This is a genomic window from Rubritalea tangerina, assembly GCF_042683245.1.
In the GTDB taxonomy this organism is placed as follows: Bacteria; Verrucomicrobiota; Verrucomicrobiia; order Verrucomicrobiales; family Akkermansiaceae; genus Rubritalea; species Rubritalea tangerina.
Window position 1 is genome coordinate 16,065 of record NZ_JBHUJB010000036.1, and the last position, 25,331, is coordinate 41,395.

Annotated in this window: 14 protein-coding genes and 1 tRNA gene; 11 read left to right on the forward strand and 4 right to left on the reverse strand. The window is 49.2% G+C overall.

Annotation, left to right across the window (positions count from 1 at the left end):
• Positions 1-10: 10 nt before the first annotated feature.
• Entirely contained in the window at positions 11-3,649 is a 3,639-nt protein-coding gene (locus tag ACFSW8_RS09180) for a hypothetical protein (protein ID WP_377178037.1), read from the reverse strand.
• Between the two features lie 856 nt (positions 3,650-4,505).
• Here ACFSW8_RS09180 and ACFSW8_RS09185 point away from each other — a divergent pair.
• Positions 4,506-6,629: a DUF6288 domain-containing protein gene (locus ACFSW8_RS09185; protein WP_377089444.1), complete on the forward strand. Its 2,124-nt coding sequence runs from the start codon at positions 4,506-4,508 to the stop codon at positions 6,627-6,629.
• A gap of 837 nt (positions 6,630-7,466) precedes the next feature.
• Here the strand turns inward: ACFSW8_RS09185 and ACFSW8_RS09190 are convergent.
• A complete protein-coding gene (locus ACFSW8_RS09190) occupies positions 7,467-7,763 on the reverse strand; it encodes a sulfatase-like hydrolase/transferase (RefSeq protein ID WP_377178039.1) in 297 nt (98 codons plus the stop codon).
• A 214-nt stretch (positions 7,764-7,977) separates the two neighbouring features.
• Complete coding sequence (locus tag ACFSW8_RS09195; RefSeq protein WP_377089441.1) at positions 7,978-9,450, reverse strand: sulfatase family protein; 1,473 nt, start codon at positions 9,448-9,450, stop codon at positions 7,978-7,980.
• Positions 9,451-10,038: 588 nt separating this feature from the next.
• On the opposite strand from ACFSW8_RS09195, the gene ACFSW8_RS09200 reads away from it, so the two are divergent.
• The 4 genes from ACFSW8_RS09200 to ACFSW8_RS09215 all read left to right on the forward strand — a co-directional run bounded on the left by ACFSW8_RS09200 (position 10,039) and on the right by ACFSW8_RS09215 (position 16,311).
• A complete protein-coding gene (locus ACFSW8_RS09200; RefSeq protein WP_377178041.1) occupies positions 10,039-13,278 on the forward strand; it encodes a LamG-like jellyroll fold domain-containing protein in 3,240 nt (1,079 codons plus the stop codon).
• A gap of 246 nt (positions 13,279-13,524) precedes the next feature.
• Positions 13,525-14,097 carry a sigma-70 family RNA polymerase sigma factor gene (locus tag ACFSW8_RS09205; RefSeq protein ID WP_377178043.1) on the forward strand — a complete coding sequence of 191 codons (573 nt, stop codon included), beginning with the start codon at positions 13,525-13,527 and terminating at the stop codon, positions 14,095-14,097.
• Positions 14,094-15,572, forward strand: a complete 1,479-nt coding sequence (locus ACFSW8_RS09210; protein WP_377178045.1) for a FecR domain-containing protein — start codon at positions 14,094-14,096, stop codon at positions 15,570-15,572. The genes ACFSW8_RS09205 and ACFSW8_RS09210 overlap by 4 nt, the downstream gene beginning before the upstream one ends.
• A gap of 91 nt (positions 15,573-15,663) precedes the next feature.
• The gene (locus tag ACFSW8_RS09215; protein ID WP_377089432.1) at positions 15,664-16,311 is read left to right on the forward strand and encodes a PEP-CTERM sorting domain-containing protein; all 648 of its coding nucleotides are present in this window, start codon (positions 15,664-15,666) and stop codon (positions 16,309-16,311) included.
• A 460-nt stretch (positions 16,312-16,771) separates the two neighbouring features.
• On the opposite strand, the gene ACFSW8_RS09220 is transcribed toward ACFSW8_RS09215, so the two are convergent.
• Positions 16,772-16,844: transfer RNA gene (locus ACFSW8_RS09220), tRNA-Ile, on the reverse strand.
• Between the two features lie 258 nt (positions 16,845-17,102).
• Here ACFSW8_RS09220 and ilvB point away from each other — a divergent pair.
• From ilvB to ACFSW8_RS09250, 6 genes are all read left to right on the forward strand, one after another.
• Positions 17,103-18,842, forward strand: coding sequence for a biosynthetic-type acetolactate synthase large subunit (gene ilvB / locus ACFSW8_RS09225; protein WP_377089428.1), 1,740 nt, complete (start codon positions 17,103-17,105; stop codon positions 18,840-18,842).
• Between the two features lie 37 nt (positions 18,843-18,879).
• Positions 18,880-19,422 carry an acetolactate synthase small subunit gene (ilvN, locus tag ACFSW8_RS09230; protein ID WP_377089427.1) on the forward strand — a complete coding sequence of 181 codons (543 nt, stop codon included), beginning with the start codon at positions 18,880-18,882 and terminating at the stop codon, positions 19,420-19,422.
• 160 nt (positions 19,423-19,582) lie between these two features.
• The gene (locus ACFSW8_RS09235) at positions 19,583-20,641 is read left to right on the forward strand and encodes a patatin-like phospholipase family protein (RefSeq protein WP_377089426.1); all 1,059 of its coding nucleotides are present in this window, start codon (positions 19,583-19,585) and stop codon (positions 20,639-20,641) included.
• On the forward strand, positions 20,598-22,049 hold the full coding sequence (locus ACFSW8_RS09240) for a phenylacetate--CoA ligase family protein (RefSeq protein ID WP_377089425.1): 1,452 nt from the start codon (positions 20,598-20,600) through the stop codon (positions 22,047-22,049). Before ACFSW8_RS09235 ends, ACFSW8_RS09240 begins: the two co-directional genes overlap by 44 nt.
• Positions 22,050-22,075: 26 nt before the next feature.
• The gene (locus tag ACFSW8_RS09245) at positions 22,076-23,338 is read left to right on the forward strand and encodes a thiolase family protein (protein ID WP_377089424.1); all 1,263 of its coding nucleotides are present in this window, start codon (positions 22,076-22,078) and stop codon (positions 23,336-23,338) included.
• A 1-nt stretch (position 23,339) separates the two neighbouring features.
• Entirely contained in the window at positions 23,340-25,313 is a 1,974-nt protein-coding gene (locus tag ACFSW8_RS09250; RefSeq protein WP_377089423.1) for a 3-hydroxyacyl-CoA dehydrogenase NAD-binding domain-containing protein, read from the forward strand.
• Positions 25,314-25,331: the final 18 nt, after the last annotated feature.

Consider the following 25,331-nt stretch of genomic DNA (forward strand, 5'->3'; position numbering starts at 1 on the left):
GAGGATCGGTTTAAATTTCTTGGGGTGAAAGCCACCTGAAAGAGGTCATCTTCAGTTTTCTTCCAAACTTCTTGTTAATTGAACTTACCGCAGAGTTCGCTTCCCACTTGTCCAAAGTGGTAGAAGATGAAAGATCGAGGTGGTAATCTTTCTTGAGCTGCTTGAACGGCTCGTTCGATGCATCAAGCCAGTCGGGAGTTCTCTGCACAGTCGCTTCACACCAGGCTGTGGCCATGATTTCATTGTTAGGTCCGCGAGCCTCACCATAGGCTCTGATTGTAAATGTATCCGATCGGGTACGGAGGATACTACCAATTGAGTTGAGTACATCGGACTGCATGAGATAACCTGGGGCTCCCGTTAGAGTGCTAATCGCCTTGATATTTTCTCCTGTATTGATGGATGAATTTTCAATATTCGGAATAGAAACCGCGTTGCGAAGACTGTCATTGATACCGGCAGCCTCAATTGCCATCTGGAGAGCTCCAAGCTTATCAACATCGGCAGAAACCCCTGAGATTGGAGCGAGCCTGCGATTAACAAAATCTGAAAGTCCCATGAAAGGGCCGCGGAGCTTGACCTGTTTTACAACGGATTCAGCCAACTCAGTAATCTCAGTTGCATTAAGCGTTCTGTAACCACTCCACTCGGCGTCCACACCTGACTTATCCGCTATATCGCTCTTGGAGCCTGCAGGCAGCTGAAAGCGGGAAAAAGGAATTCCACCATTGGACTCAGAGCGGATTTCCCCACTCTTCGTGAGGTACTGAACATCAAGTTCATTGTGGCCACCAAGGACGGCTTTCCATGCTTCTACCGAGGTAGAATTGACGTTAAAGCCACCCTCACAGATAAGGTGGGCTGCTATTTTGTCATAATCTTTAAGCTCCTGCTTAAGTGTACTTAGGTCCACCTGCCTTTCCACGTACTGAATACGTGAGTTGATGAGGGGGGATGGCGTAGCACTGTCGATGAGACTTTCCACTGCAGCGTCTTGATCTTCGAAAGGCTGTTTTCCTGATGCGTAGGCTAGGTGGGAGTCGCCCCAATTGATGCTGGAGAAAAAATATTGATCCCAGAGCATTTCATTAGAGGCCCAGGAGTAATCAGTGAGAGTGTGCATCAAAGACCGACTTGGATTAAACTCCCCCTCAATAGGACGTTTATAAAATAATTTCGAAGATTCTCTGAATCCTGCAGGGAGGAATGAGTTGCCAATCTGTGAAGTCCCATCCTCAGGGACGAGGGAAATATCAGCATGAGATAAGGAAGAGAGCGCTGTGAGAGGCGCACGGGGCAGTTCGTAGAGCACCACCTTACTTGTAGCACCTCCTCCCCATGACCCGTGACCTTCAGGGTCCATGACCAAATTGAGATCACTTACATCCGTGACTGTTTTTATTTCCACCTTCCATGAAGGTGCAATCTCGTTTGATCCATCATAGTTACGGTAGTCATAGACCTGTCCTCGCGGGCTGAAGTGATGGAAGACCGGAGCATCTTCAGTGCCGCCTTTCATGGAAAGGTCATATGCTCCAACATAGAATCCAGCTTCACCGAGCTGAGGCAAAGAATTGACGTTAAACGTTTTTGTCTCGCTGGATTTCTCAGAGACAATGGTCACACGTGTGATATGGTCTTCGTCTTCAACGTTGACCCGGGAAGGCATATTAGGAAACGGGGTTTCCGTAAGCAAGTCTGCGGCCGAACCGTCCGGTCTCTTGCTGGAAAGAAGAGAAAAATTGAAAGCATCATGTTCACCTCTAGCTCTACTCCATAGGCGCAGCTTTATGTCTGAGTTGTTCTGTGCCGTAATATTTGCGTTGAAATAGGAAAATAAGCCTGAATCTTCTCCATAGTCGAGAGTTGCCTCAATGAAGTTATGGCTCGCACCACTATATTTGATCTCTTGCTCGGATCCCCCAGTTGGCGTTGGTGACAGCACCTTAATTTCACCGGGGGCGAGAACAAAGGTTCCACCGGAGGGTGGGAGCAATCTGTATGCAAGTGCTGAATGGGAATTCCAATATGTTGTAAGCTTCCCGTCTCCAGATCTTAAGTTACCCTTGGTGTCATAGTATTCGTAATTGATAAAAAAAGGACTAAGCTTGGAGCCATACATACCTATCGATTCAAATTCGATTGGCCGGTTGTATGGGTTATGAATGGTGATGTAGGGGTCGAGAGAAAAGGCGAGTTTCCAGTCGTTTGGAGCAGCTCGACCTGTGGATTTTTTCCGAGCTCCGACAACAAAGGTGACTCTGGTTATCGTTGGTGCAACACGTGCCGCAGTTGGACGAATCAGAGCAGTTCTCCAGTCATAATCCGAACGAATGGGCACTGCGCAGGCTGCCCTGAAGCCATGATCCGATCTGTGGTCCACATACATGCCACCGGGGCTCGTTCGGTAGCCATACTCTCGTCCTAAATGATCATGTGAAGTCCCGATTGTTTGAGCGTAGCTGAGAGGCAGGGAGCCTCTAGCTTTAAAATGGTCATCGTCACTTGCATTGAAACTGCGAGCCCACCCAAAATCATCCCATTCTTTTTTGTAGAGTCGGTAATGGTTTCGAAGGAGATCCCAAGTCGGCCCCCTGAGAACATTATTTGTTCCCGTGACAGGAACCTCAAAAAGATAACCCAGGGAATGATTCTGAGGATAAAGCTCTGGGGTAGAATTAAATCCATAACGGGCATAGTTGCCTGTGAAATTTTTCTCGATAGAATTGTGATATTCTGTGAGTTCGTTGAACTCAGCCAGGTCATATTCAAATGCCGTGGAAAGGTCATGCTTAAGACCACCATCCCTCGTGTTGGTCAGGAGCGAAATGGAGTGGCTGGTGAAATCATGGAAGTATTTTTTTGCTGGGCTATCGTCCGGGGTATCTACTGGGTGGTTAAGATCGATGGTTTGTTTGCTAGGAGTATTGATTTTATTTGTTTTCGCCACCTCTGGATAGTTCTCAAAGAGGACAGAATCGGCGACCTCCATTCCTGTTCTATATGGAGTGGTGGTTCTAGCGGCTTTCTCCCATGCCTCAGGAGTATTTTCTTCAGAGATCGCATAACTGGCCTTGATCGAATCATCAGCAACCCAATAGGCATAGCTGCCCGTTTGCCTTCCATTGTCGGTAATCGGAACCGTAGCCACCTGAACCAAGTCTTCAGCTTGAGCATCCTCACCGACCGAACCTTTGCCAACAATGGTAATAAGTTCCGAGCCCGGAACATCGAATGGAGCAAGTGGTGTCTCGACATCTTCCAAAGTGGGAGTTGTTGAGGTCGGGATGGTGGCCAGCCACTTTACGAACTCTTTGTTGTTGGGTGATGTGGGCTCCCAGTTCTCTGTGGTCCAGACACCGGTGATGTGCTTTTTATCAGCTGATCGAGCTTCGTGAATGTCTGCGGAAGCGGTAACCCGCTGGTCGGGCCCAACTGATTCTTGAAGTTCACCCAAAGCCACCATCAATGCCATACGAGCATTCGCTCGGGCTTCCAACATCGCCCACCCATGCTTCGAAGAGCGTAGCTCCACCGTCGAAAGACTCAAGATCGCCAGAGCGATCATAACCAAAAGCACCATCACGCTAATGGTCGCCACTAAGGCAAAACCCTGCGCCCTGCCGCCCTCAAATTTTTCATTTCTCATTGTGTCTGTGTTTTGTGTTTGTGCCGCCCTCACAAAAAATGTGTTCAGTATATTCTTAGACCGCAAACCGCCATTTCATGACGAGATAGTTAAAAAAACTGTCCCACTTTTGTTTCTGATGATCTGATTTGATTGTTATTGAGGTGGTTTCTTCAACACCTTGACGGTCCCTGAATGTTCATCAGAACGGGCATATTCCTGTGGCTGACCAACACTGATGGTTTTTGCTTTGACGTACGCTGATCAACCATGTGCCGTTACCATCGCCGATTTCTACACGGTGTTTGCCGTGGATGTCGGCAGGGATTGTAAAACTGGTAGAGGTCGTTCTTTGGGCACACTCCTGTTTGTTGCCGGGTCAAAGACGCGGACCTCAGAAGCTTGTTTGCCTTTGAGCATGAACCGAACGAGTTCGCCGACAGGCCTACGGCCGTCGTTCTGGTCAACGGTGACTTTGAACGGCCATCCGGACTAGCTGTCGGCGTAGTGGGTAGCGTAACAACCACAGGGGGACGGGCTGAGCACGGCTAAAATTGTTACTCCTTGGAACAAACACCTGCTCACTCGTCTAGGAAGCATTCTTGGGTCTCTCCGAGAAGCTCAAGGCCGGTAGGTTTTGCTCCAGACAATTGGGTTTGGAAGCAATCGATAACTTCTCTCTTCACCTCTGGAGGAACCTCCACCTATTTGCGCACAAACACATGTTGTTTCAGGTGACAAACAAAACGACTAAAAAAGCTGACGATAAAAAAACGGCTTTATGTGTCAGGTTGGCGCTGCGTCTGGACTTCAAGGGAGGTCTCATTTTTCGAGATGCAAGTTGAATACAGGTTCAAACTAAAAAAAGGAGTAAGCAATGGAGTCACAGAAAAACACTGGCAGTTGGAAATATCGGATGAAAATGGGGTTGAACTTTAAAAGATCATTTTTGCAACTTTGGGTAATGATACTCACTCTCATGTTGACTAATCATTTGCAGGCTAAAGAGCAATCAACGAAAAATCTCTCAGAAAGTGAGCTGCTTGATATTGTTTTCAAAGCTGATATCAATCAGGAGTTTATCAAAAAAATGTTACCCTTAGTGGAGGGTGACCTGAAAGACCTTCTTCAGAAGGCTCCTTCTCAAAGGGGGATTGCAGCGCAGCAAAAGTGGGGGTGTATCTATGTCCCGGAAAAAACTTGGAAACAGTATGTTCGCTTGAAAGGAACGCTTATGAAAAAAGCGCATGAGCTTAGTGAAGCTGAGGCGGAAAAAGTGGATCATGAAAATGATATAGCGAAAGCGATCGCAGTTAAAGAAGCATATTCAGGTAACCGCGGGGTTATTCTCGTGCAGATGATGAGAGCCATGAAGGATCCCAGAGAGCGACTCTTATTGTTGTGCATCGAATATACCTCTCATGGTTTTGGAAACGGGCTGATGAATACTATCGCCATTGAGGAGCTCATTGCACCCTATGCTGAGTCTATGAGATTGCGTAAGCTTCGATTAGCCAAGGAGAACAATGAGATTTTAGCAGAAGGCTGTAAGGGTCCTGAGTCTGTAAGTGTTACAGGATTTTCCTTCAATTATTTTGTCAACCCAGATGAGTTAAAGCCAGGATTTAAAGGTCTCTATAGTTACGTGAGCCGGTATAGAAAGCCTGGGTATGTTGTGGCGGCAATAAAACCTGGTTCACCTGCAGCAAAATCTGAACTGAAGCTTGGAGATGTTATCTTGGGCGTAGAAGGTCAGTTGTTCAAAGACATCCCCGAAGAAGGTAAGTCTTTCAACCCTGAGCTTATGGACAAGTATATTGGCAATGCCATAGAGAAAGCTGAAACAACAGGTTCAGCCATATTTAATATTAGACGTCCAATTTCAAAAGAGCAGACTGCTTTCGAAACTTCTATTCATGGAAAAGCGATGAGCGTGGCTTTAAAGATGTCTAAGGTGGGAGGGTTTTCAAAGACGATGCCATTCAACTGTACTAAGAGTGCAGCCTATGCACAGAGCCTTGCTAAGTATCTGGCCGAAGACGTGGAAGGTGTGGAAAGTCCCTTTAATCCCCAGTATTTCCGGAGTTATACTTTACTCGGCCTGCTTTCTATGGGGGAGGCAAAATATGACAAACTGGTCGGCAAGCATATCATGAAGCTGGTCCCGGAAAGTGACACATGCCCTGGAACGAATTGCTGTACCTGGACGCATACTTCATCGGCGATAGTACTTTGTGAATATTATTTGAGAACAAAAGATGAAAGGGTAAAAGTAGGAATCGAAAGGCTCTACAAGATCCTTGCAGCTGGGCAACATGCTTATTACGGTTCGGGACATAAATGTCGGGGAGGAGATTATAATAGTTCGGGAATGAATATCACTTGTGCTAACACCTTGCTGTCTTTTGCGCTGATTAAAAAATGTGGTGTCAAAGTAGATGATACGCGTATTGAGAAATCGCTGGCGTTTTTAAGAAACGCTACTGAACATGGATACATTCGATATGATGGGGTCTCAACCTATGCCGAGGGAAAAAAGCTTGATTACAGGTACAATGGAACTCAGAAGGCCGGCTCAGCCGCAAGGACGGCCCTCACGGCAATAGCTGCTAGACTATTGGGGGATGACAAATACGCCGATGAGTTGATCCGATATACCCGACATGAACTAGGAAATGAAAAGGATCGCTTTAAACATCTCGCCCATGTACATGGTCTGCCCAAGATGGGGATGTTCTGGGGATTCCTAGCATTAGGGGGAGCCGATGAAGATGCTCTTTCGGAGGCAATGCGTGCCCACGTCTGGCTGTTGCAGATGAGTCGTAGGCCCGGTGAAAACTCTCTCTACATGTACAGGAGAGGTGGCTCTCGCTATTTAAGCACCATTTATCTCTTGGGGATAAATTCCCGCAAGCATAACCTCTATGTGACCGGAAAAAGCTGGTGGAAGCCTGGGTACAAGGTGCCGCTAGCAAAAGCGGAAAGTGTGTCAAAGAAGTAAATGTTGTGAAAGATTGATCATTTACCGTCAATCTTTCGAGGGAAGAAGTGCATCTTTTACTGTGAAAAAATATCTACTAACACTATCTGAGACACTCTTAAACATAGGGCTGGCATATGCTAACAGAACAAAACCTAATGTAATTGTAATCATGTGCGATGATTTGGGGTATGCCGATGTCGGTTTCAATGGTAGCACGTCATTCTACTCCAACCATACAATGGTCCTCATGAACCTCTACAAGCTACAGAGAAATATCTAACGAGATTCACAGATATTGCGGTCCCTAAACGCATCCCCATGCTACCATGGTCAGTGCTGACGATGATGACATGGGCTTGTTAGACGCCTGGCATTCGCAGGTAATAGTATTTCTTATCAGGCAACGGAGGCCCTGAACACAAGAACTCCCTTGATAACGCCCCCTACAGAGAAGGTAAATTTGATGTATGAGAAGTTGGTTTCCGAGTTCCTTACGCAGTATAGAGGATAGGCCTCTTGACGGTGTAAATCTATTTCCACACCTAACAAATAATAACAGTGGGACTCCACATGATGCTATAGATATGCGAAAGTTTGATAGAGGTAAATTCGTAGTTCGCCGCGGAGATTATAAATGGATCGTTCACCATAAAAATGGGGCAGCTCGAACTGTAAAATCTGAAAAAAGTATCAGTAAGTGGCTGAACATTACCAAGCAATATCCGAAGAAGGTAAAGGAGCTTGTCGGCTTTAGAGCTGTTTGTGGAGGTAGCCTTACAGAGCTATCTGGAGTTTAATTTTGATAGTTTCCTGCACGGCTGTTAGCTGCTTTAACGACTTCTTTTCCAGATTGTCTTAGTGATGTCGAAGAAGCTGCCATTTGCCGGCGATACAGGTGGAATATCCTTCCTTTTTGAGCAGATTGGCGACGGTTACTTCCTTCGGGTCAAGCCAGCCGAAACCCTGATAGTTGCGACTGTTGTAGCGCCCGCTCATGACCTGTACCCGCGAAGGTGTGCATGATGGCTGCGCATGGCAATGCGTGAAACGCAGACCACTTAACGCCAATGTGTCAAGATTGGTCGTCTTGGTATCTTTGCCGCCATAGCTGGAAAAACATTCGACACCAATGTCGTCGGCCATGATTAACACGATATTCGGCTTGCTCCCGGGCTATCCAGCACTGAAGTATGAGACAAAAAATAATGTATGTCGGAAGAGACAGGTGTAGACGGTGCCCGTTCCTATTTCTCTCGGTTTGGAAAAGAGGAACGTAATAGACAAACTTGTCCTCTTAGCCTTTTTTGTGCATCTCATTCATCCTCTCAGAATTTGATTCGTTCATTTCAGCAGTCCTAACGGATCACTAGCGTTTGGGTTGATCCCAGTAAGTGCCTTCTTTTTTGACCTGAGCTTCATGCTTTTCGAGTTCTTTGAGCATTTTTTTTGCGAGTTCTGGTTGCTCCTCCGCGCGGTCGATACGCTCGCCAAGATCCTCTTCAACTTGAAAGAGCAAAGGAGTTTCACGATCGGCCTTGAAACCGTAGTTGTCGCGCAGCTGCGATCCGGTGCGGACATGTAATTTCCATGGCCCCTGACGGATGGCGGCGGGTTTGTTGTCGGAGTAGGAATAGATGAACTTGAATGGAGCCACATCCTTATTGTCACTAAGCTTGCTCGAAAGCAGCGGGCGAATGTCGCGGCCGTCGATGCTGCGATCTGTAGGAACACTTGCACCGCAAATCTTGAATAGGGTCGGAAGAATATCCAGAGTACTGGCAGCTTCAAGTTCGCGCTTAGGCTCAATTACACCCGGCCAGTGAAAAATACCGGGGACGCGAAATCCTCCTTCCCAGGAAGCTGCGCCTTTGCCGTCACGGAAGGGATGAGCATAGCCGATGTGCATACGTGCTTCGCCGTACTTGCCGTGTTGCTTGGTGTTTCTGAACATCAACCAAGGTCCATTGTCGGACGAAAAGATGACCAGAGTATTTTTGTCAATGCCTGCGTCTTTCAATGTCTTCATTACGCGAGCGACGGAATCGTCGACTTCGGCCATAACGTCACCGAGCAAGCCACGTTTGGATTTGCCTTTAAATTTGTCGCTGGCGTAAAGACCCAGGTGGGGTTGGTTGTGAGCGATATAGGCGAAAAATGGCTTTTCTTTGTTGGCTTGGATGAATTTGACTGCAGCATCGGTATAGCGCCCAGTGAGCGATTCGGAGGCTTTTAAGTCGGAGGGTAAATCCTTGGCTAGGCGGGAATATCCTTTGATGGGCGTATTGCCATTGATGTCACTCTGAAGTAGTTGCGCATTGCCGTAATCATGGGAAACATTGGTGCCAACCCATTCATCAAAGCCATGAGCGAGCGGCAGAGTATCTGTACTCATGTCATTCTTTTCGTTGGGGCTGCCCAAATGCCACTTACCGAACATTCCCGTTTTGTAGCCAGCGCTTTTTAACCCTTCAGCAAGGGTGACTTCCTTGGTGTGAATGTGGCGTGCACTGCCAGGCCCGATCACCCAAGACCCCAAGCCTGAACGGCCAGGAACTCGTCCGGTGAGCAGGGCGTAGCGGGAGGCGCTACAGGCCGCGGTACCGACGTAAAATTGGGTGAAGCTTTTGCCTTCTTGGGCAAGGCGATCGATGTTGGGAGTGTGAATTGTCGGATTGCCATTGTGGCTGATGTCGCCATAGCCACTGTCATCGAGAAAGAAGATAATGACGTTGGGCTTTTCGAGTGCAGGTCGAGGAGAACTTGGAGCCGCCGTGACGTAACTAGCAATGCTAGGGTAGAGCAATGCCAAACCGATGAGATGAAGTGTTTTCGTAAACATAAAGAGAGGATCCTGAACTTAGAATTGAGTAGGTGGTCAATGAGCTTATGCTGAGAAATAAGCGCTTATACTGACTGCTAGGAATTTGCTTTTGAGTGAGGTGTTCTGAAAGGCTTTCATGGGGTGATAAGGGGGTAAGTAAAGATAGTGTTCTGTTCTCTATTAGACCGCAAACCGCCATTTCCTGACGCGGTAGTGTTCAGAATCTTTCGCACTTTTGTTTGGAATGATCTGAAACTTGTTGGTGTTGCTGTGGGTTCTGCTACTCGGAAGCTAAGAGTTTGAGGCTGGGGGTCGCCCCCCATCTTGCTTATTTGCATTTATCCTTGCCTCCCAAAAAACCGAGATCGCCTTTGAAGTCCATACGCCGCTCGAACCTGACACATAAAGTCGACTTTTTTTATCGTCAGGTTTTAAGCCAACTTGGTCTTCACAAGCCACAACACATGTTTACGCGCATGATGCGCAAATATGTGAAGTTTTGGCGGTGTCCGAATACCCCGCCCCCAAAAAAATTCCTCTCAGTAACTGCGCTTGCACAAGCTGACACCTCCCGCAAGAGAGACTGAGAGTAACCTTAATCACCTTATGAGACCAGAAGACACACTCGAACGCACAAGTTCATTCATGTCCAAGTGCTTCAAGACACGAAGCGCAATTCACCTACTTCTCAGCGGAATAGCGATCAGCCACACAACCGCTTTTGCTGATGAAAATCACGAAAACCTCAACGGAGCTGAGTTTTTTAGGAAAGCCTCAGCAATTGAAACATCCGCAGTTGTAGACCCAGAAAGTCCACCGCAGCACTTACGTGTTCAATTCAAAGATCCGGGAGGCAAGCCTCTCACAGCCTTCCTTGTGAGAACATCAGCCCGTAGAGCTGATTTCACAACACGATACGCTAGCAAGGGAAAGGCAGTCAAAGATTTCGACCCAGGCCCGATTCGTACTTATAAAGGATGGGTTGAAGCGCTGCCAGATACCATGGTCGCGGCAACCTTGCTGCATGACGGAACGATGAGGATTTCGATTCAACGTGCTATTTCCTCAAAAGGATGGGGCAGCAAAGGCGGTATCGCTCCTGGTCCATATTCTGCCGACAAGCCGAAAGGGAGCTCGCTGATTGATAACCGTCTAAATGTCGTACAGGAAAAGGGGGCCGAAAACTTTGACGGCGGCAAGGACTTCACTTTTGTATCTGGAAAACCGAAGTTCGAATTCGCTACTCCTTATCCGGGTGCCTCATTTTCATCTGGTATACCGACGAATGAGGCTTTCTATAAAAAGATTGCTACTGTTGATACCGGGGTCGTCATACGCGCCGACTTCTTCAATAGCAAAAACGAGAAGAGATTAAACAATCTAGATGGCTATCGAAAAATCGTGGCGCACTGCGAGCACGCAGCAAACAACTTCGACCTTATGTCATTGAGATGTGGCTTCGAATCACTGCAGATAAGCAATGTCGTTATCCCTTCTGGCTATCGAGACCCTAACCATAAAGGCGACGAAGGCGTTATTTACACCGACGAGCAAACAACCCGATTCCTAAACGGGCTGAAACCTGCAGACGGAAGCATCCTACTTAAGTATGCAGGCGGTGGTGCTGCCAACGGACTCAAAAAGCGTAAAACGGACCAGTGGATCTCATGTGCGATTAGCAACTGGAACCATGAATTTGGTCATTGGCTTGGTTGGGGAGGCGATAATTGTGGTATGGGTGTGGAGACCGATCTTCTGGGCCCACTCAGCACCCCTGCTTGGGCGCAAGCGTGTCACTCTTTCGGTGTAGTCGCTGTGAACAACCACAAGAGAAGCCGTTTACTTCAGAGGGAGAACCCTGAATGGAGTATGCATGACAACTACCGGCCTCTTCCAACGCTTCCCATTCTGCCTTATGCCATGATGGATGACCTTGAAGGCAGGGTAAATAAGGATACAGTCATCGATTGCTTATCTAACGACTTTGATGTCAATGGTGATGATATTGCGATTGCCGATTTTGATAAGACAAGTATTCACGGGGGAACCATCACATTTGTTCCTCAAGGTGGAAAAAATGGTCGTGATGCTCTGCGCTATACACCTAAGGCGGATTATACCGGTAAGGATCGATTCACTTACTGCATCGTCGACAGTGCCGGCCGCATGGCTTACGGTAATATTCGTGTAAACGTTAAAACGGGTCAGACACGGACACTTATCAGTTACCTCAGTTTTGATGATGTCGACGAACTCTATGAACTGGATCCTCTTTTCAACCATGTCATACCAGTATCAAAAAGGAGTCGTCTCGGACTTCCCTGGGGGGAAGGTTTTAGAACAAAGCCGTTTGTAGCTTGTTGGGATGTTTATAGGGCAAGAAAACGGTATTTTGATGGCTTCATCGTTTCTGTTTATAATTGGTTCTCTGGGAAAGGCAATATTGTGAACCCAAATGACAGGGTTAAAACTACGCATTATGATGAAAAAGCGGCTTTGGCTCCATATTCCAATAAAGAGTTCAGCTTTGATATAACCGGTCAGGCATTTCTCAATTGCCCTGACGGGGTTTACGATATTAGTCTCTATCGCTGGCCATACAGCAACGTGCAAAGTAGAAGGGAAATTAAGAAGCATCCGAAACTCAAGCTTCATCGCATCGCTTTGCGTGTGGATGGAAAAGAGCTTGGTGCCATGAGCGTCAATAGTGATATTGAACTTAAGAACGAGCCGATCGCTAGAGGCCCATATGGTGACCAGTTCAGCATATTTCGTCTGGACTTGTCGAAGAAAATGTCTGATCCCAAGTTTCAGGCTGCCCTCAAGGAGGCTGATAGGTTGACGACTTACTTTCATCCACTACCGATGATGCGGAATCGTATGAATGGTGTCAAAGGGCCGAAAGTTGAACTCGTTGTGGAATTGAGCAAGAGTGAAGGGCTTTTTGTCGGTGGTTTGGATATGACTCCTGTTGATAAATCGTTTGAAAATCTAAAAGGAAAGTTTGGTAATGCCGTTAAGATTAATGATCGATATCGCCTATTTCATGACATCAACAGAGATGGAAGCGCATATAAAACGCTCAGTTACTGGTTTTATGCACCGACCTGGAAAATGCCGTGTGGCCCCAAGTTTGTTCGGGTATGGGGCGTCAGTGATGGTTTCGATTTTGATTTCAGAAAAAACATGATGAAGTTCAGTGATAAGTTTGTGAACCCGGACACCCAGGGCGAAGGTCGAATTGACTTCCCAATACCCTCCGCAGGTGAGTGGCACCACTATGCCTTGGTATTGGGTAAAAAGGACGCCAAGGTTTATATAGATGGCGAGATGGCTGGTTCCGCTCCTCGAACCAACTTTTCACCGCGCATTGGATCCCCAACTACCAAGGGGATGGGCGACATGTTCTTTGTCAACCTGAATGGTGCTATTGATGACTTTAGAGTATACAGTGGAGTGCTGGAGCAGAAGGACATCAAGACCCTAATGGATGGTGGAGTTCCTGAATTCCTGACACCGTTTCCCGGACAAGCCGCATTTGACGAACAGGAACTGAGCTGGGTTCCCTGTGCCAATGCCGCGAATCAGAAGGTTTACATTGCAGAATCTGAAGATGAGCTAAAAACATGTGAGCCAACTGCAACTCTGAAAGGTTCTGTTTACAAGTTCAAAGCTCCAATTAAGGCAAACAGCTCCTACTTCTGGCGTATCGATACAAAGCGCAAAGACGGTAAAGTTGTGCCCGGCACAGTCTGGAAGTTTTCCACTGCCGATAAGCTCTATTCTCCGGCTGAAGCTTTAGAGCGTAAGACAGCTGCCTTCCGTGAAAAATTAGAAGAACTTTAGTTCTCTCTCTAGAGAAGTTCTGAAGAGTAAGTTAAATAGTAGCTCCTGCGGGTGAGGGCAAGCCCCTGTCCGCAGGGTTACAATGGCTGCTCTGGTTTGTTGAAGTCTCTACGCTAGTCTATCATGGCAATTAAAGTCGATTTTTATCGTCAGGTTTTACAACGTTTGGGTCTTCACCTCTATCGTCTTGTCGCCACTCGGTTCGCACACTAGACTCAGACCTTACTAATCTCAGAAACTTCCATCATGCCTGAACAACCATTCAGCTCTCCACGCCCCGAAAAAAAAACAACCATCCAGGTTGTCGACACCGAGGACCCTGCATGGCTTCTTGCCCAGGCTCAAAGTAGGCTCAAAGGCTACATCCTCTCCATGCTCAGCAATAGCCAGGACGCCGATGATATTCTTCAGGAAACCAACACCTACATCCTCACCCACCTCGACAAGTTCGATCGCGGCAGTAATTTCAAGGCTTGGGCATTCCAAATCGCCTACTTCCGTGTCAAATCCCATATCCGCGACCGCCAACGCCGCAACCACGTTGATCTCTCTGACGCACTGGTCGAGAAGATCTCCCATGCCGCCGCCACGTATTTCAACGGAGATGACGAGCGGCTCAGCCACCTGCACCGCTGCATCCAGAAACTCGGCACCAAGGAACGCCTGCTGCTGCGCCTGCAGTACATGGAAAATGCTTCGCTCACCGAGCTTGCGAAAACGACCATGCAAAAGCCCAACAGCATTCATAAAGCCATGTCTCGTATTCGTCAAAGTCTACGTTTCTGCATCGAAAAACAACACAGCCAACAACCCGCATGAGTCAACACGAACGATCCGAACTGAGGGCGATCATCGATCAGCAGCTCGATAACCCGCCGCTCAGCCAACAGCAGGCCGACCGGCTCAACCAGCTGCTTCAGGACGAGGCTCACATGCTCTATTACCTCGAAAGCATGGAACTGGAAGCAAATCTGCCGGACGGAACCGAAAACGCCGAACTAGCTGACCTGGTCACCACCTCCGCAAAATCCAATCCCACAAGGTTCTGGCTGCCTGCAGCCGCTGCGGCCTGCCTCGCCTTTGCCGCCGGCTGGCAGCTGTCATCCCCGCCAAAACCTGAGACTGGCCCTAGCCTAGCCAATCAAGAAAAATCCAGTCCAGCCGCTCACGCCACCATCAGCAATATGTTTGGCGTCCGTTGGACCGCCTCCCCCGAAGATATTCGCAACCCCAAGGAAATCGCCATCGAATCCGGGCTCATCGAACTCAACTACCCAAGCGGCACCAGCATGATACTCGAGGGACCCGCACACTACACAATCACCGGTGACAACCACGGCCAACTCGCCTACGGAAAATTCGTCGCCAAAGTCCCCAAAGGCGCGGAGGGCTTCACGGTTGACTATCCGAACGGCAAAGTAGTAGACCTCGGCACAGAGTTCGGTGTCCAGCTGGACCGCAACGGCGACCTCTCCGTGGGCGTTTTCGAGGGGGAGGTGGAACTCCACCCGCAAGGCCGCAAGGATATCGCCTTAATCGAGAAAAACCATGCCCTGGCTCAGTCAGCCGACAACCCACAAGAGCTAAGCTCCATCCCCTTCGAGCGCGACCAATTCGTTCGCCATATTCCCTCGCGTGAGTTTTCTTGGAACATAAGCACCCCGGGGGAAATTGAAAAATCCTTCGACATCTCCCACCTGATCTGGAAACCCGGCGAATACCGGGCCCTCGTCAAATGGATGTCAGGCCACAAAGCCGTCATGTCAGGCCGCTCCCCCATCAAAATTAAGCAAGCCACGCTCTGGCATGATAAGCGGCTTATTTCCAGCGATGTGCACGATGGCTTCACGGGCCATGTCCGACAAACCCGTGACAACATCTACCACCTGCACATCCCTGACGAAGACTTCAGCAAAGGAAAATGGATACTGAAAGTTCGTATGCAGTTCACTACCCCTTTCAAGAACACTTCAAAAAACACCTCCAAGGGAGTTCTCCTGCTTGAGGAGGGCACGGCCTATGCCGGCAAGGACAGCGACTTCATTGGGCGCTGGCAGTACACCCACGATGGCGTGACCTGGATAAGGGAATTTCATCCGGACGGCTCAGTGTCCCAGTTCGCAAACGGAGGCGAAGCGCTCGGGTTCCGCAATTGCCACTGGAAAACTGAAAACGGTGTCCTCAAGTTATGGCTCGAGAAACCACACTACTACACCGACCATATCCTGCGCGATCCCAACACCCTCATTTTTGTTGATCAGCCATTTCGGCATGCCGTGAAAATAAAACCGTAAAAAAGTCTACTTTTTTTGTCATGATGGCCACGCCCGTGGTCTTCACCCTCTGAGAGCGTCTGCTCCATCAGCTGAATTATCAAAAAAAAACATGAAAATCACAAACACAAGCATCCTTACCACGATCACTGCCATTGGCCTGAGTATCGGCGCACACGCCGCGACCTTGGCCACCCAGACATTCGCCGTCAACACTACCGTGAACGAATTTTATTTCCTTGATGAGGCTACAGCCACCTGGACGATCAACTCTGGCGTCACTGTCACCGGCGACGGTACCGAACGTTATTATCTGGGTAGAAACAACGTAGGGGCCAACGATGTCCCAGCTAACTGGATTGTCAACGGCGGAGGTACGCTTGAAATCGTAGGTACTACCTTCCGTCTAGGTCATCAAGGCACGTCTGAGGTAGGTACACTCACCATTCAGGGGGGGAGCTCGGTACTCATGACGGCTGAGCAAGCAAGCGTTCAGCAACAAAAGGAAGGCAGCTTTATCGCACTCGAAGGCGTTGGAAGCACCTTCCAATGGTATGGCACATGGGACGCGGTCAACAATGAAGTGGAAAGCGCTGGCGGCTCTGGCAACCATATTCCCTTGAGCGCCTCAGGGGGAACCCTCTCGATCTCCTCGGCTGACGGGTTTACCACAGCTACGGTGGTCGCCGTGCCCGAGCCATCCGCTTCCGCACTTGTCGGCTTGGGTGGAATGGCATTAATTCTACGTCGCCGCAAGTAGATCCTGCCAAGCTTCTTAATCGATTTCATCGGCTCTCCCCTCTGTGGTGGGAGCCGTTTTTTTTGCTCAGGGCTTCAGCACAACAGAGAGAGCGGCTAGCGGAAAGTAAAGTTACTATCCTGAAGTGTGGACCAGAGTCATTCCAACCAGAGAGAGCATGGTTGTGCGTTGACTCCACCCTCCTTGCTCCACAGAGTTGATGGCTACTCTTCTTCCCCACCTTCTTGGTTGCCTTTTGCTTTAATTTACGGTCACTCAGACAAATACGCGCTCATGAGGATTGAGTACAGCTACACAGCACATTACTAATCGGTCACATGCTTGAAAAAGGGCCCCTCACTCCACAAACTCCAAGCCGCCTCAAATAGACATTCCCCGAGAAAACCTGCGTCAGAAAAACCAGTATACTAGACATTCACAAACCTGCTAGAAAATACCCAGAACCATTGATATATAAAAGTAGGGCCGGTGGGACTTGAACCCACGACCAAGGGATTATGAGTCCCCTGCTCTAACCACTGAGCTACAGCCCCCCTGAGTTGGCCGCCACTATAGGCATCGCCCCCGACTTGGCAACACCTCAATTAAGATTTTTAAAACATCTCCTTAGCTTCACAAAAACCCTATTTTCATCCACCCAACAAGAAACCAATCAGACAACTCCCCCCTAAACTCATCGTTTTCGAAGAAAATCTAAAGTAAACTACTAAAACTTTCACCCAAAATGAGCATTTTTGAGTTTACTAAATCACAATAAGTGGCAACTTCCCCCCACAAGAACCATTTTCACTATGGCTAAGCAACAATTAGACGGAGCACAAGCTCTTATCAAGACCCTCGACGACTTAGGCGTGGAATTCATCTTCGGTTATTCCGGAGGTGCTGCCATCCCTATCTTCGATGCACTTGAGACAGTCAAATCAAATATTCAGTTCGTGCTCGCACGCCACGAACAGGGAGCCTGCCACATGGCAGATGGATACGCACGCGCCACAGGCAAACCAGCAGTCGTTTTGGTCACCTCTGGCCCCGGAGCAGGTAATACCATCACTGGTCTTATGACCGCTCAAATGGACTCCGTTCCCATGATTGTTATCTCCGGCCAACAAGTCACTTGGATGTTAGGTAAAGACGCCTTCCAAGAAGCAGACATCTTTGGCATCACCATCCCAGTGGTAAAACACAACTATCTGGTGAAAGACACCAATGCCCTCCCACGCATCGCGCGTGAAGCATTCCACATTGCCACCACTGGCCGCCCCGGCCCCGTCTTGATCGATATCCCTAAAGATGTCAGCTCCGCACCATTCACCGGTAAACTTAAAGACAAGAAGAACGAAGAGTTCGACCTCCCTGGCTATAACCCAGAGGTAGCATTTGACATCGATACTGATGCTGTGGCGAAAGCGGCAAAACTTATTAAGAAGGCAAAACGTCCACTGATCCTTGCTGGCCAAGGCTCCATGATCGCCCGTGCACAAGACGAACTACTCACCCTCGTCGAAACACTCGATTGCCCATTCACCACCACACTTTTAGGTAAAGGCACCCTCCCTGAAACCCACCCACTCTCATTGGGAATGCTCGGGATGCACGGGACAGCCTATGCTAACAAAGCAGTTGTCGAGTGCGACCTGCTCCTCAATATCGGATCTCGATTTGATGACCGTATCATCGGGCAGCCAGACAAATTCTGTGCCGATGCCAAAATCATCCACATCGATATTGACCCATCTGAGATGAACAAAATGATCTCGCCTGACGTCGAGATCGTCGGCGACGCGAAAGCTGCCCTCACCGAGCTCCTTAAAGAAATCCAACCAACGAAACACACCGATTGGAACGACCACCTCGATGGCTACCGTAAACGCTACCCGCTCGCCTACCGCAAACAAGGTGGCCTCCGCATGCAGCAAGTCATCGACGAATTTAACAAGCAAACCGCAGGTGAAGCCATCGTCACCACCGACGTTGGCCAACACCAAATGTGGGCTGCCCAGTTCTACAGAAATGCAAAAACGCACTCCTGGCTCAGTTCAGGTGGAGCAGGCACTATGGGCTTCGGCTTCCCTGCTGCCATCGGGGCAGCATTCGCATGCCCAGACCGTCAAGTGATCACCTTCTGTGGCGACGGCGGATTCCAAATGACCCTCTTTGAATTGGCAACAGCTGCAATCCACAAACTACCAATCAAGATCGTCGTGCTCAATAACCACTACCTCGGCATGGTGCGCCAGTGGCAAGAGCTCTTCTTCGAAGACCGCCTCTCCGGAGTCGACCTCGAAGGCAACCCCGACTTCGTCAAGCTCGCAAACGCATACGGCATCAAAGCCATCAACATCAAACGCCCAGCGGATGTAGAACGCATCGTCCAACAAGCCCTCGACTACAATGAGGGTCCTATCCTCATTAATGCCGAGTGTGTAAAAACAGACAATGTCTTCCCAATGATCCCAGCCGGTGCCGCACTCGAAGATATGCTCACCGAGCCACCAAAACATAAAATGGCGAAACCTAAAGGCTCCACCTAGGACTCACAGCCTCTGACCACTTACCCAATTTATAACAATGTCGAAAACAATTGTTACCACTGACAGCCCGGCTCACAAGTCACCTGACCACAGCAGCCACACCCTATCCGTGTTTGTTAACAACACTCCCGGTGTCCTGATGCGTATCACTCAGGTCTTCGCGAGACGGGGCTTCAACATCGACTCCCTTGTTGTCTCCGAAGGCCGCGATGACCGCTTCTCACGGATGACCATCGGTATCACCGGCCATTCTAATGGCCTAGAACAAATTATCAAACAAGTCTCCAAGCTGATCGATGTCATCCACTGCATTCAGCACGAAGCTGATGACTCCGTCGTCAAAGAGCTCTTGCTGGTGAAAATGCTCATCGCAGACACAGAGACCCGTACCGCAGCCCTCCAGGTCATCGACCACTTCAACGGTAAAACCGTAGACCTCACCCCCGAATCCATGATCGCGATGATCTCCGGTGATAGCAGCAAACTCGATGCCGCGATCAAGATGTTCTCAGGGTTTGAAATCATTGAAACCGTGCGCACAGGTAAGGTCGTCATGGCTCGTGGAGCCTCTACCACCTAAGCCAATAACACATTCTCTACCAGCCGCACACCCACTCCCGGGTGTGCGGCTTTTTTTTGTGCGTTTTAAACACACTAACACCGAACACTAACGAAACTCCTTGATAATAAACCCCTCACATTTTATAGTACACCCTACCTCTTTTTCTATTTCGTCACCCATGACAGAATCTCCCACAGACTCTCGCTCCGCCAAAGAGCACATTATCTCCTTCCTCAAGCGTCTGAGCCCTTGGACTCCATCTGCCGAAGTAAAAAACAAACAACTCCGTCCCCCTCGTATTGGTCTAGCCCTCTCCTCCGGCGGTGCCAAGTCCCTTGCCCATATCGGAGTCATGCAGGTCCTTGAGGAAAATAACATCCCCATTCATGCAGTCTCTGGCTCCAGCATGGGTGCTTACATCGGCTCACTCTGGGCGACCAAGCACAACGCTAAACAAATGCTGAAGCTGGCTGCAGAAATGCAAGACCCTAACACTATGCGCAAGCTAGCTGACCCAGTCATCCCCCCCATTCGTGGCGTCTTCTACGGAAATAAAGTGAAGGCACAACTAGCACGCTCAATCGGAACCGTCACATTTGAAGAGCTCGATCGCAAACTCCTAGTCATCGCTGCAAACCTAGACACCTACGAACGCATCGTCTTTCGCAAAGGTAGCGTGCTCGACGCTGTCCACGCCTCATGTGCCATGCCCGGCATCATAGTCCCTGTCGAAATTGATGGCATGCGCTGCACCGACGGCGGTGTCGTCGACCCCGTCCCAGTAGGCGCCCTCAAAAAATTTACAGATGTCGATAAAATCATCGCCGTCAGTACTGTCCCAACACTCCAAGATATCGATACCCACCTCTCCGCCGCTGAAACCGCAGAGGGTGAAAAAGAAGTTGAGCTCGAATCATGGTGGCAACGGGCTCTAACCATCCTCGGAAGTAAAATCAACCCAGGCGCCACAGGCAACATGATAGACAACTTGCGTCGCTCGCTACGCGCTTCACAAATCCGCATGGCTCACGACTCCTGCCTCCGAGCAGACGTCAGTATTCACCCGATCTCCCACGGCAGCCAATGGCACGAATACCACCAGTTCGAACAGTTCATCGAACTCGGTAGACGCGAGGCCACAAAAGCAATGCCAGAAATCAAAAAACTCCTAGAACCTATACCCATTAACGACGATGAAACCACCGAGAAATCCTTGGTGGGAATGCGCGTCGCCTGACCAAATCAAACACCGTCAGTCCGCGCTTCTCCATAAGTTCCTTCGAGACCGAGTCATTCCTTTCTCGGCCTACTATAACAGGGTCTTCCAACAGAACGGACTAACCGCTGATGACATCAAAAGCACTGATGACCTCGTAAAACTACCATTCACTTCCAAAAGCGACCTCGGTGAAACCCGCGACTTTGTCATCATCCCAGATGAAGCAATTCTTAAAAAGCAGGCTAGCACCTTGCTCAAAGTTCTGCGCTACGGCCCCAGAGGAGTAAAACACCAGCTCGCCGAAGAATTACGCCCGATTCATATGACTTCTACCACTGGGCGCTCAGCAGAACCTATTCCCTTTCTCTATACTAAACAAGATCTAGCAAACCTAGAAGCAGGAGGACTCCGACTTATGCAACTCTGCGAGGCCCCTCAAGACTACCGAGTCATCAATGCCTTCCCATTCGCACCCCACCTCGCCTTCTGGCAAGCTTGGTATTCAGCCCTAGGTAACACCTGCTTCGTACTCAGTACTGGCGGAGGAAAAGTCATGGGCACCTCAGGCAATGCCAAAGTCATCAACAAAATCCAGCCAGATGCGATCATCGCAATGCCTACCTTCCTCTACCACCTCCTGCAGCACGCCCACGACAATGGCATGCAATGGAATAAACTCAAACGACTCGTGCTCGGTGGTGAAAAGGTCCCTCTCGGGATGCGCAGAAAACTCAAACAACTCTGCCGCAATATGGGTGCCGATCACGTCGATGTCATCTCAACCTACGGTTTCACAGAAGCAAAACTAGCATTCAGCGAATGCAGAACTCCTGAGGGTAAAGAGCCTAGCGGCTTCCATCTCTACCCCGACCTAGCCTTTGTCGAAATCATCAATCCCGATACAGGAGAACGTGTCCCAGAAGAAACCCCAGGCGAGATTGTTTTCACCCCACTCAATGCACGTGGTTCAGTTGTCCTTAGATACCGCACTGGTGACCTTACCGACGGTGGGATCACGACAAAACCCTGCCCCTATTGCGGGAGAACCTGCCCCAGAATCTTGGGAAAAATCTCACGCGTCTCCGATATCAAACGACTCCAAATCGGCAAACTCAAAGGCACTCTAGTCGACTTCAACCAACTCGAACACGTCCTCGATGACACCGATGGTGTCGGTGCCTGGCAAATCGAATTGCGAAAAGAAAAGGATGACCCGCTCAGCCTCGACGAAATCCATATCCACGTCGTTGCAATGACTACTGAGAAAGATCAACTCACCAAAGAGATCACCCGGCGACTCAGAGACAGCACTGAACTCAGCCCTAACTCTATCAAGTTTCAAGACTGGAAAACAATGCGCGAACTCCAAGGTGTCGGCAAAGAACTCAAAGAACAAAAACTCGTCGATAATCGCCCCTCCCCATAGCCACAATCCCAGCCCTCTAGAATGTAATGCTCTACATCTACAAAACTACCCGTACTGCTTTCACTAAGATGAGTGGTGCCATGGCACACCTATCTGCTGCTGACCTCGGTAAGCATGCTCTTAGTGCTCTCCTAGCGGAATCTAACGTACCTCCAGACTCCATTGATGAGGTCGTCATGGGCTGTGTCTGCCAGCCCGCTGACTCCGCAAATATCGCTAGAGTCATAGCCCTCAGGGCTGGTCTGCCTGAGAATGTCATTGCCGCCACCGTCCACCGAAACTGCGCCAGCGGCATGGAAGCTATCACTAGCGCGTATGAACGCATGCACGCCGAGAAGGGTAAGCTCTTCATTGTCGGAGGAACTGAAAGCATGTCTAACGCACCTGTCCTCTTTCGCCACTCAGCTATTAAAAAATTTGCAGCCTTACAAAAAGCACGAGGCTCACTTGCGAAACTAACAGCAGCACTTCGCTTCCGCCCACATGACTTCTCCCCCATCATCGGGCTTAAACAAGGCCTCACTGACCCATACTGTGGCCTTAATATGGGAGAAACAGCGGAGCTACTAGCCAGAGAATTCGAGATCTCTCGCAAAGAACAAGACGCGTTCGCTACTCGATCACACCTCAATGCCGCCGCTGCCAGAGAATCTCTCAATCAAGAGATTAGCCCGATCTATACGCATGGCCGTGCCGTCGCTGCTGACGACGGTATCCGTGAAGATTCCTCGGTTGAAAAATTGGCGAAACTAAAACCCGTTTTTGAGAAAAAAACAGGAACGGTCACCGCCGGCAACAGCTCACAAATTACCGACGGAGCAGCCATGCTCTTGGTCGGCTCCATCCGCGGTAAAGAACTAGGACTTGAACCAATCGGTCGACTTAGAGCCTACGCCTACGCTGGCTGTGACCCAACCCGCATGGGACTTGGACCACTCTTTGCCATGCAAAAGTTATTCCGCGAAACAAGCCTCTGTATCAAACAAGCTGACATCATTGAACTCAATGAAGCCTTCGCCGCCCAAGCTCTCGCTTGCCTCAAAGTCTCAGATTCTAGCGCGCTGGCAAAACGCGCTGGCCTCGATGCCCCACTCGGAGAAATCCCCCTCGACAAACTCAATCAGCGAGGAGGTGCCATCGCCCTCGGACACCCAGTCGGAGCCACCGGGGCACGACTCGTCATCACGGCCCTAGACCAATTAAAAACGCAGAATAAACAACACGCCCTCACCACACTCTGTATCGGTGGAGGCCAGGGAGCTGCTCTCTGGATAGAAAGGCTCACGTAATATGAATCTATTGTTAGAAACCCACGGCTCGATTGCACACCTCATATTCGATCGCAAAGATTCTTCGGCTAACATCTTTGATAAAGACACTCTCGTCGAACTCAATCAGCTACTAGACGCCATCCCTAAGAGTAGTACCCTAACAGCTCTTATCGTCTACTCGAAAAAAGCAAATATTTTCATCGCAGGTGCAGATTTAAAAACACTCTCAACAGCCAAAAAGGATGACCTAAATGAGCTCATCACACTCGGTCAGTCGGTCTTCAACAAGCTCGAAAATCTTCATATCACCACCATCGCGGCTATTCATGGGGCCTGCGTCGGTGGTGGTTATGAATTAGCGCTTGCATGCGACTATCGTGTAGCGTCTGACGATGCCGCTACACGCATCGGTTTACCCGAAACCCAATTGGGTATTTTGCCCGCTTGGGGCGGATCCACCAGACTCCCAGCTCTCATCGGGCTCAGCAAAGCCCTCCCTCTAGTACTTTCAGGAAAAATTCTCAAAGCAAAAGCTGCGAAACACAAAGGCCTCATCGATGACATTTGCCCAAAAGAACACCTCCTTGAATTCGCCGAGTCGTTCACGAATCGTCCCAAGCGCCAACTCCCTGTACACTTATTAGAGCACAATCCTCTTACTGTTGCCCTCATTCGCAAACAAGCCAGCGATAGCCTCTACAAAAAAACACGAGGACTCTACCCAGCTCTCAATAAATCCATTGATGTTCTCTGTGATAGTGTCCGAGTGAGCCTCAACGAAAGCCTCCAAAACGAGAAAAATGCCATCCAAGAGCTCAGCACTAGCTCAGAGGCTAAGCAACTAATGCGCCTCTTCTTTGCCTCTGAAAAAGCAAAGAAGCTAAAACTAGATGGCCCACAGCCCCCCACACTCACCCAGTGTGCTGTAATCGGTTCAGGCGTCATGGGCTCTGGGATCTCGTACTGGCTAGCCACCCGAAAACGCTCGGTCATTTTAAAAGACATCAATGACGATGCCCTAGCCGCAGGTATGAAAAACATTGAGAAAACACTGCACACCTCAGAAAAAAAACGCATCCTAACAGCCACTCAAAGCAGAGCTGCACTAGACCGCATTACTCCCACCACTCACGCACTGCCTCTCCTGGATCGCGAGATCGTGATTGAAGCTGCCACTGAAAACCTCGCACTTAAAAAGAAAATCTTTGAGCAACTCTCTGAACTAATGTCTCCAGATACCATTCTAGCCACGAACACGTCTGCTCTCCCCATTTCAGAGCTCTCTGATCACATCTCTCATCCTGAAAGACTCGTCGGAATCCACTTTTTTAATCCAGTGCCAATGATGAAACTCGTCGAGGTCGTCAACACCCCAAAAACATCTAAACAAACGCTGGCCGCCGCGATCCTATTTGTCCAACAAATCGGCAAACTCCCAGTCGTCGTCCAAGATTCTCCCGGCTTTGTTGTCAACCGCATACTCGTCCCCTACCTCATCAGAGCCGCTCAACTATTCGCCGATGGCATCGCTCCCGAACAAATCGATAATGCCATGCTTAACTTCGGTATGCCCATGGGCCCCCTCCGTCTGCTCGATGAAGTAGGCCTCGACGTCGCCCACCACGTTGCTCAAACCCTCTCACACGCATTCCCAGATCACATCACTATCCCCACATTATTTGACGAATTGTTAGAGCAAGGGGTGCTAGGTAAAAAATCTGGAGAGGGATTCTATATTCACAACCAAGGAGCGACCCAACCAAACCCTAACATCCAACCTGGATCATCTCCGTCTCTCTCTTCTCAAGAAATTCAAGACCAGCTCGTTATACTCATGAGCCGAGAAGCAGCACGTTGCCTCGATGAAAACATTGCAGAATCCGCAGCAGATATCGATTTCGCAATGGTCATGGGTACAGGATACGCCCCCTTCCGTGGCGGCCCTCTGAGACACGCCACTGACACACAGATTCTAGATAGAAATTTCTACTAACCCATAGCCCATCAAAGA

Excerpts from the sequence above, each read along its gene's own strand:
- ACFSW8_RS09180 (WP_377178037.1), bottom strand. The coding sequence starts at position 3,649 with ATGAGAAATGAAAAATTTGAGGGCGGCAGGGCGCAGGGTTTTGCCTTA.
- ACFSW8_RS09185 (WP_377089444.1), top strand. The coding sequence starts at position 4,506 with ATGGAGTCACAGAAAAACACTGGCAGTTGGAAATATCGGATGAAAATG.
- ACFSW8_RS09195 (WP_377089441.1), bottom strand. The coding sequence starts at position 9,450 with ATGTTTACGAAAACACTTCATCTCATCGGTTTGGCATTGCTCTACCCT.
- ACFSW8_RS09200 (WP_377178041.1), top strand. The coding sequence starts at position 10,039 with ATGAGACCAGAAGACACACTCGAACGCACAAGTTCATTCATGTCCAAG.
- ACFSW8_RS09205 (WP_377178043.1), top strand. The coding sequence starts at position 13,525 with ATGCCTGAACAACCATTCAGCTCTCCACGCCCCGAAAAAAAAACAACC.
- ACFSW8_RS09210 (WP_377178045.1), top strand. The coding sequence starts at position 14,094 with ATGAGTCAACACGAACGATCCGAACTGAGGGCGATCATCGATCAGCAG.
- ACFSW8_RS09215 (WP_377089432.1), top strand. The coding sequence starts at position 15,664 with ATGAAAATCACAAACACAAGCATCCTTACCACGATCACTGCCATTGGC.
- ilvB (WP_377089428.1), top strand. The coding sequence starts at position 17,103 with ATGGCTAAGCAACAATTAGACGGAGCACAAGCTCTTATCAAGACCCTC.
- ilvN (WP_377089427.1), top strand. The coding sequence starts at position 18,880 with ATGTCGAAAACAATTGTTACCACTGACAGCCCGGCTCACAAGTCACCT.
- ACFSW8_RS09235 (WP_377089426.1), top strand. The coding sequence starts at position 19,583 with ATGACAGAATCTCCCACAGACTCTCGCTCCGCCAAAGAGCACATTATC.
- ACFSW8_RS09240 (WP_377089425.1), top strand. The coding sequence starts at position 20,598 with ATGAAACCACCGAGAAATCCTTGGTGGGAATGCGCGTCGCCTGACCAA.
- ACFSW8_RS09245 (WP_377089424.1), top strand. The coding sequence starts at position 22,076 with ATGCTCTACATCTACAAAACTACCCGTACTGCTTTCACTAAGATGAGT.
- ACFSW8_RS09250 (WP_377089423.1), top strand. The coding sequence starts at position 23,340 with ATGAATCTATTGTTAGAAACCCACGGCTCGATTGCACACCTCATATTC.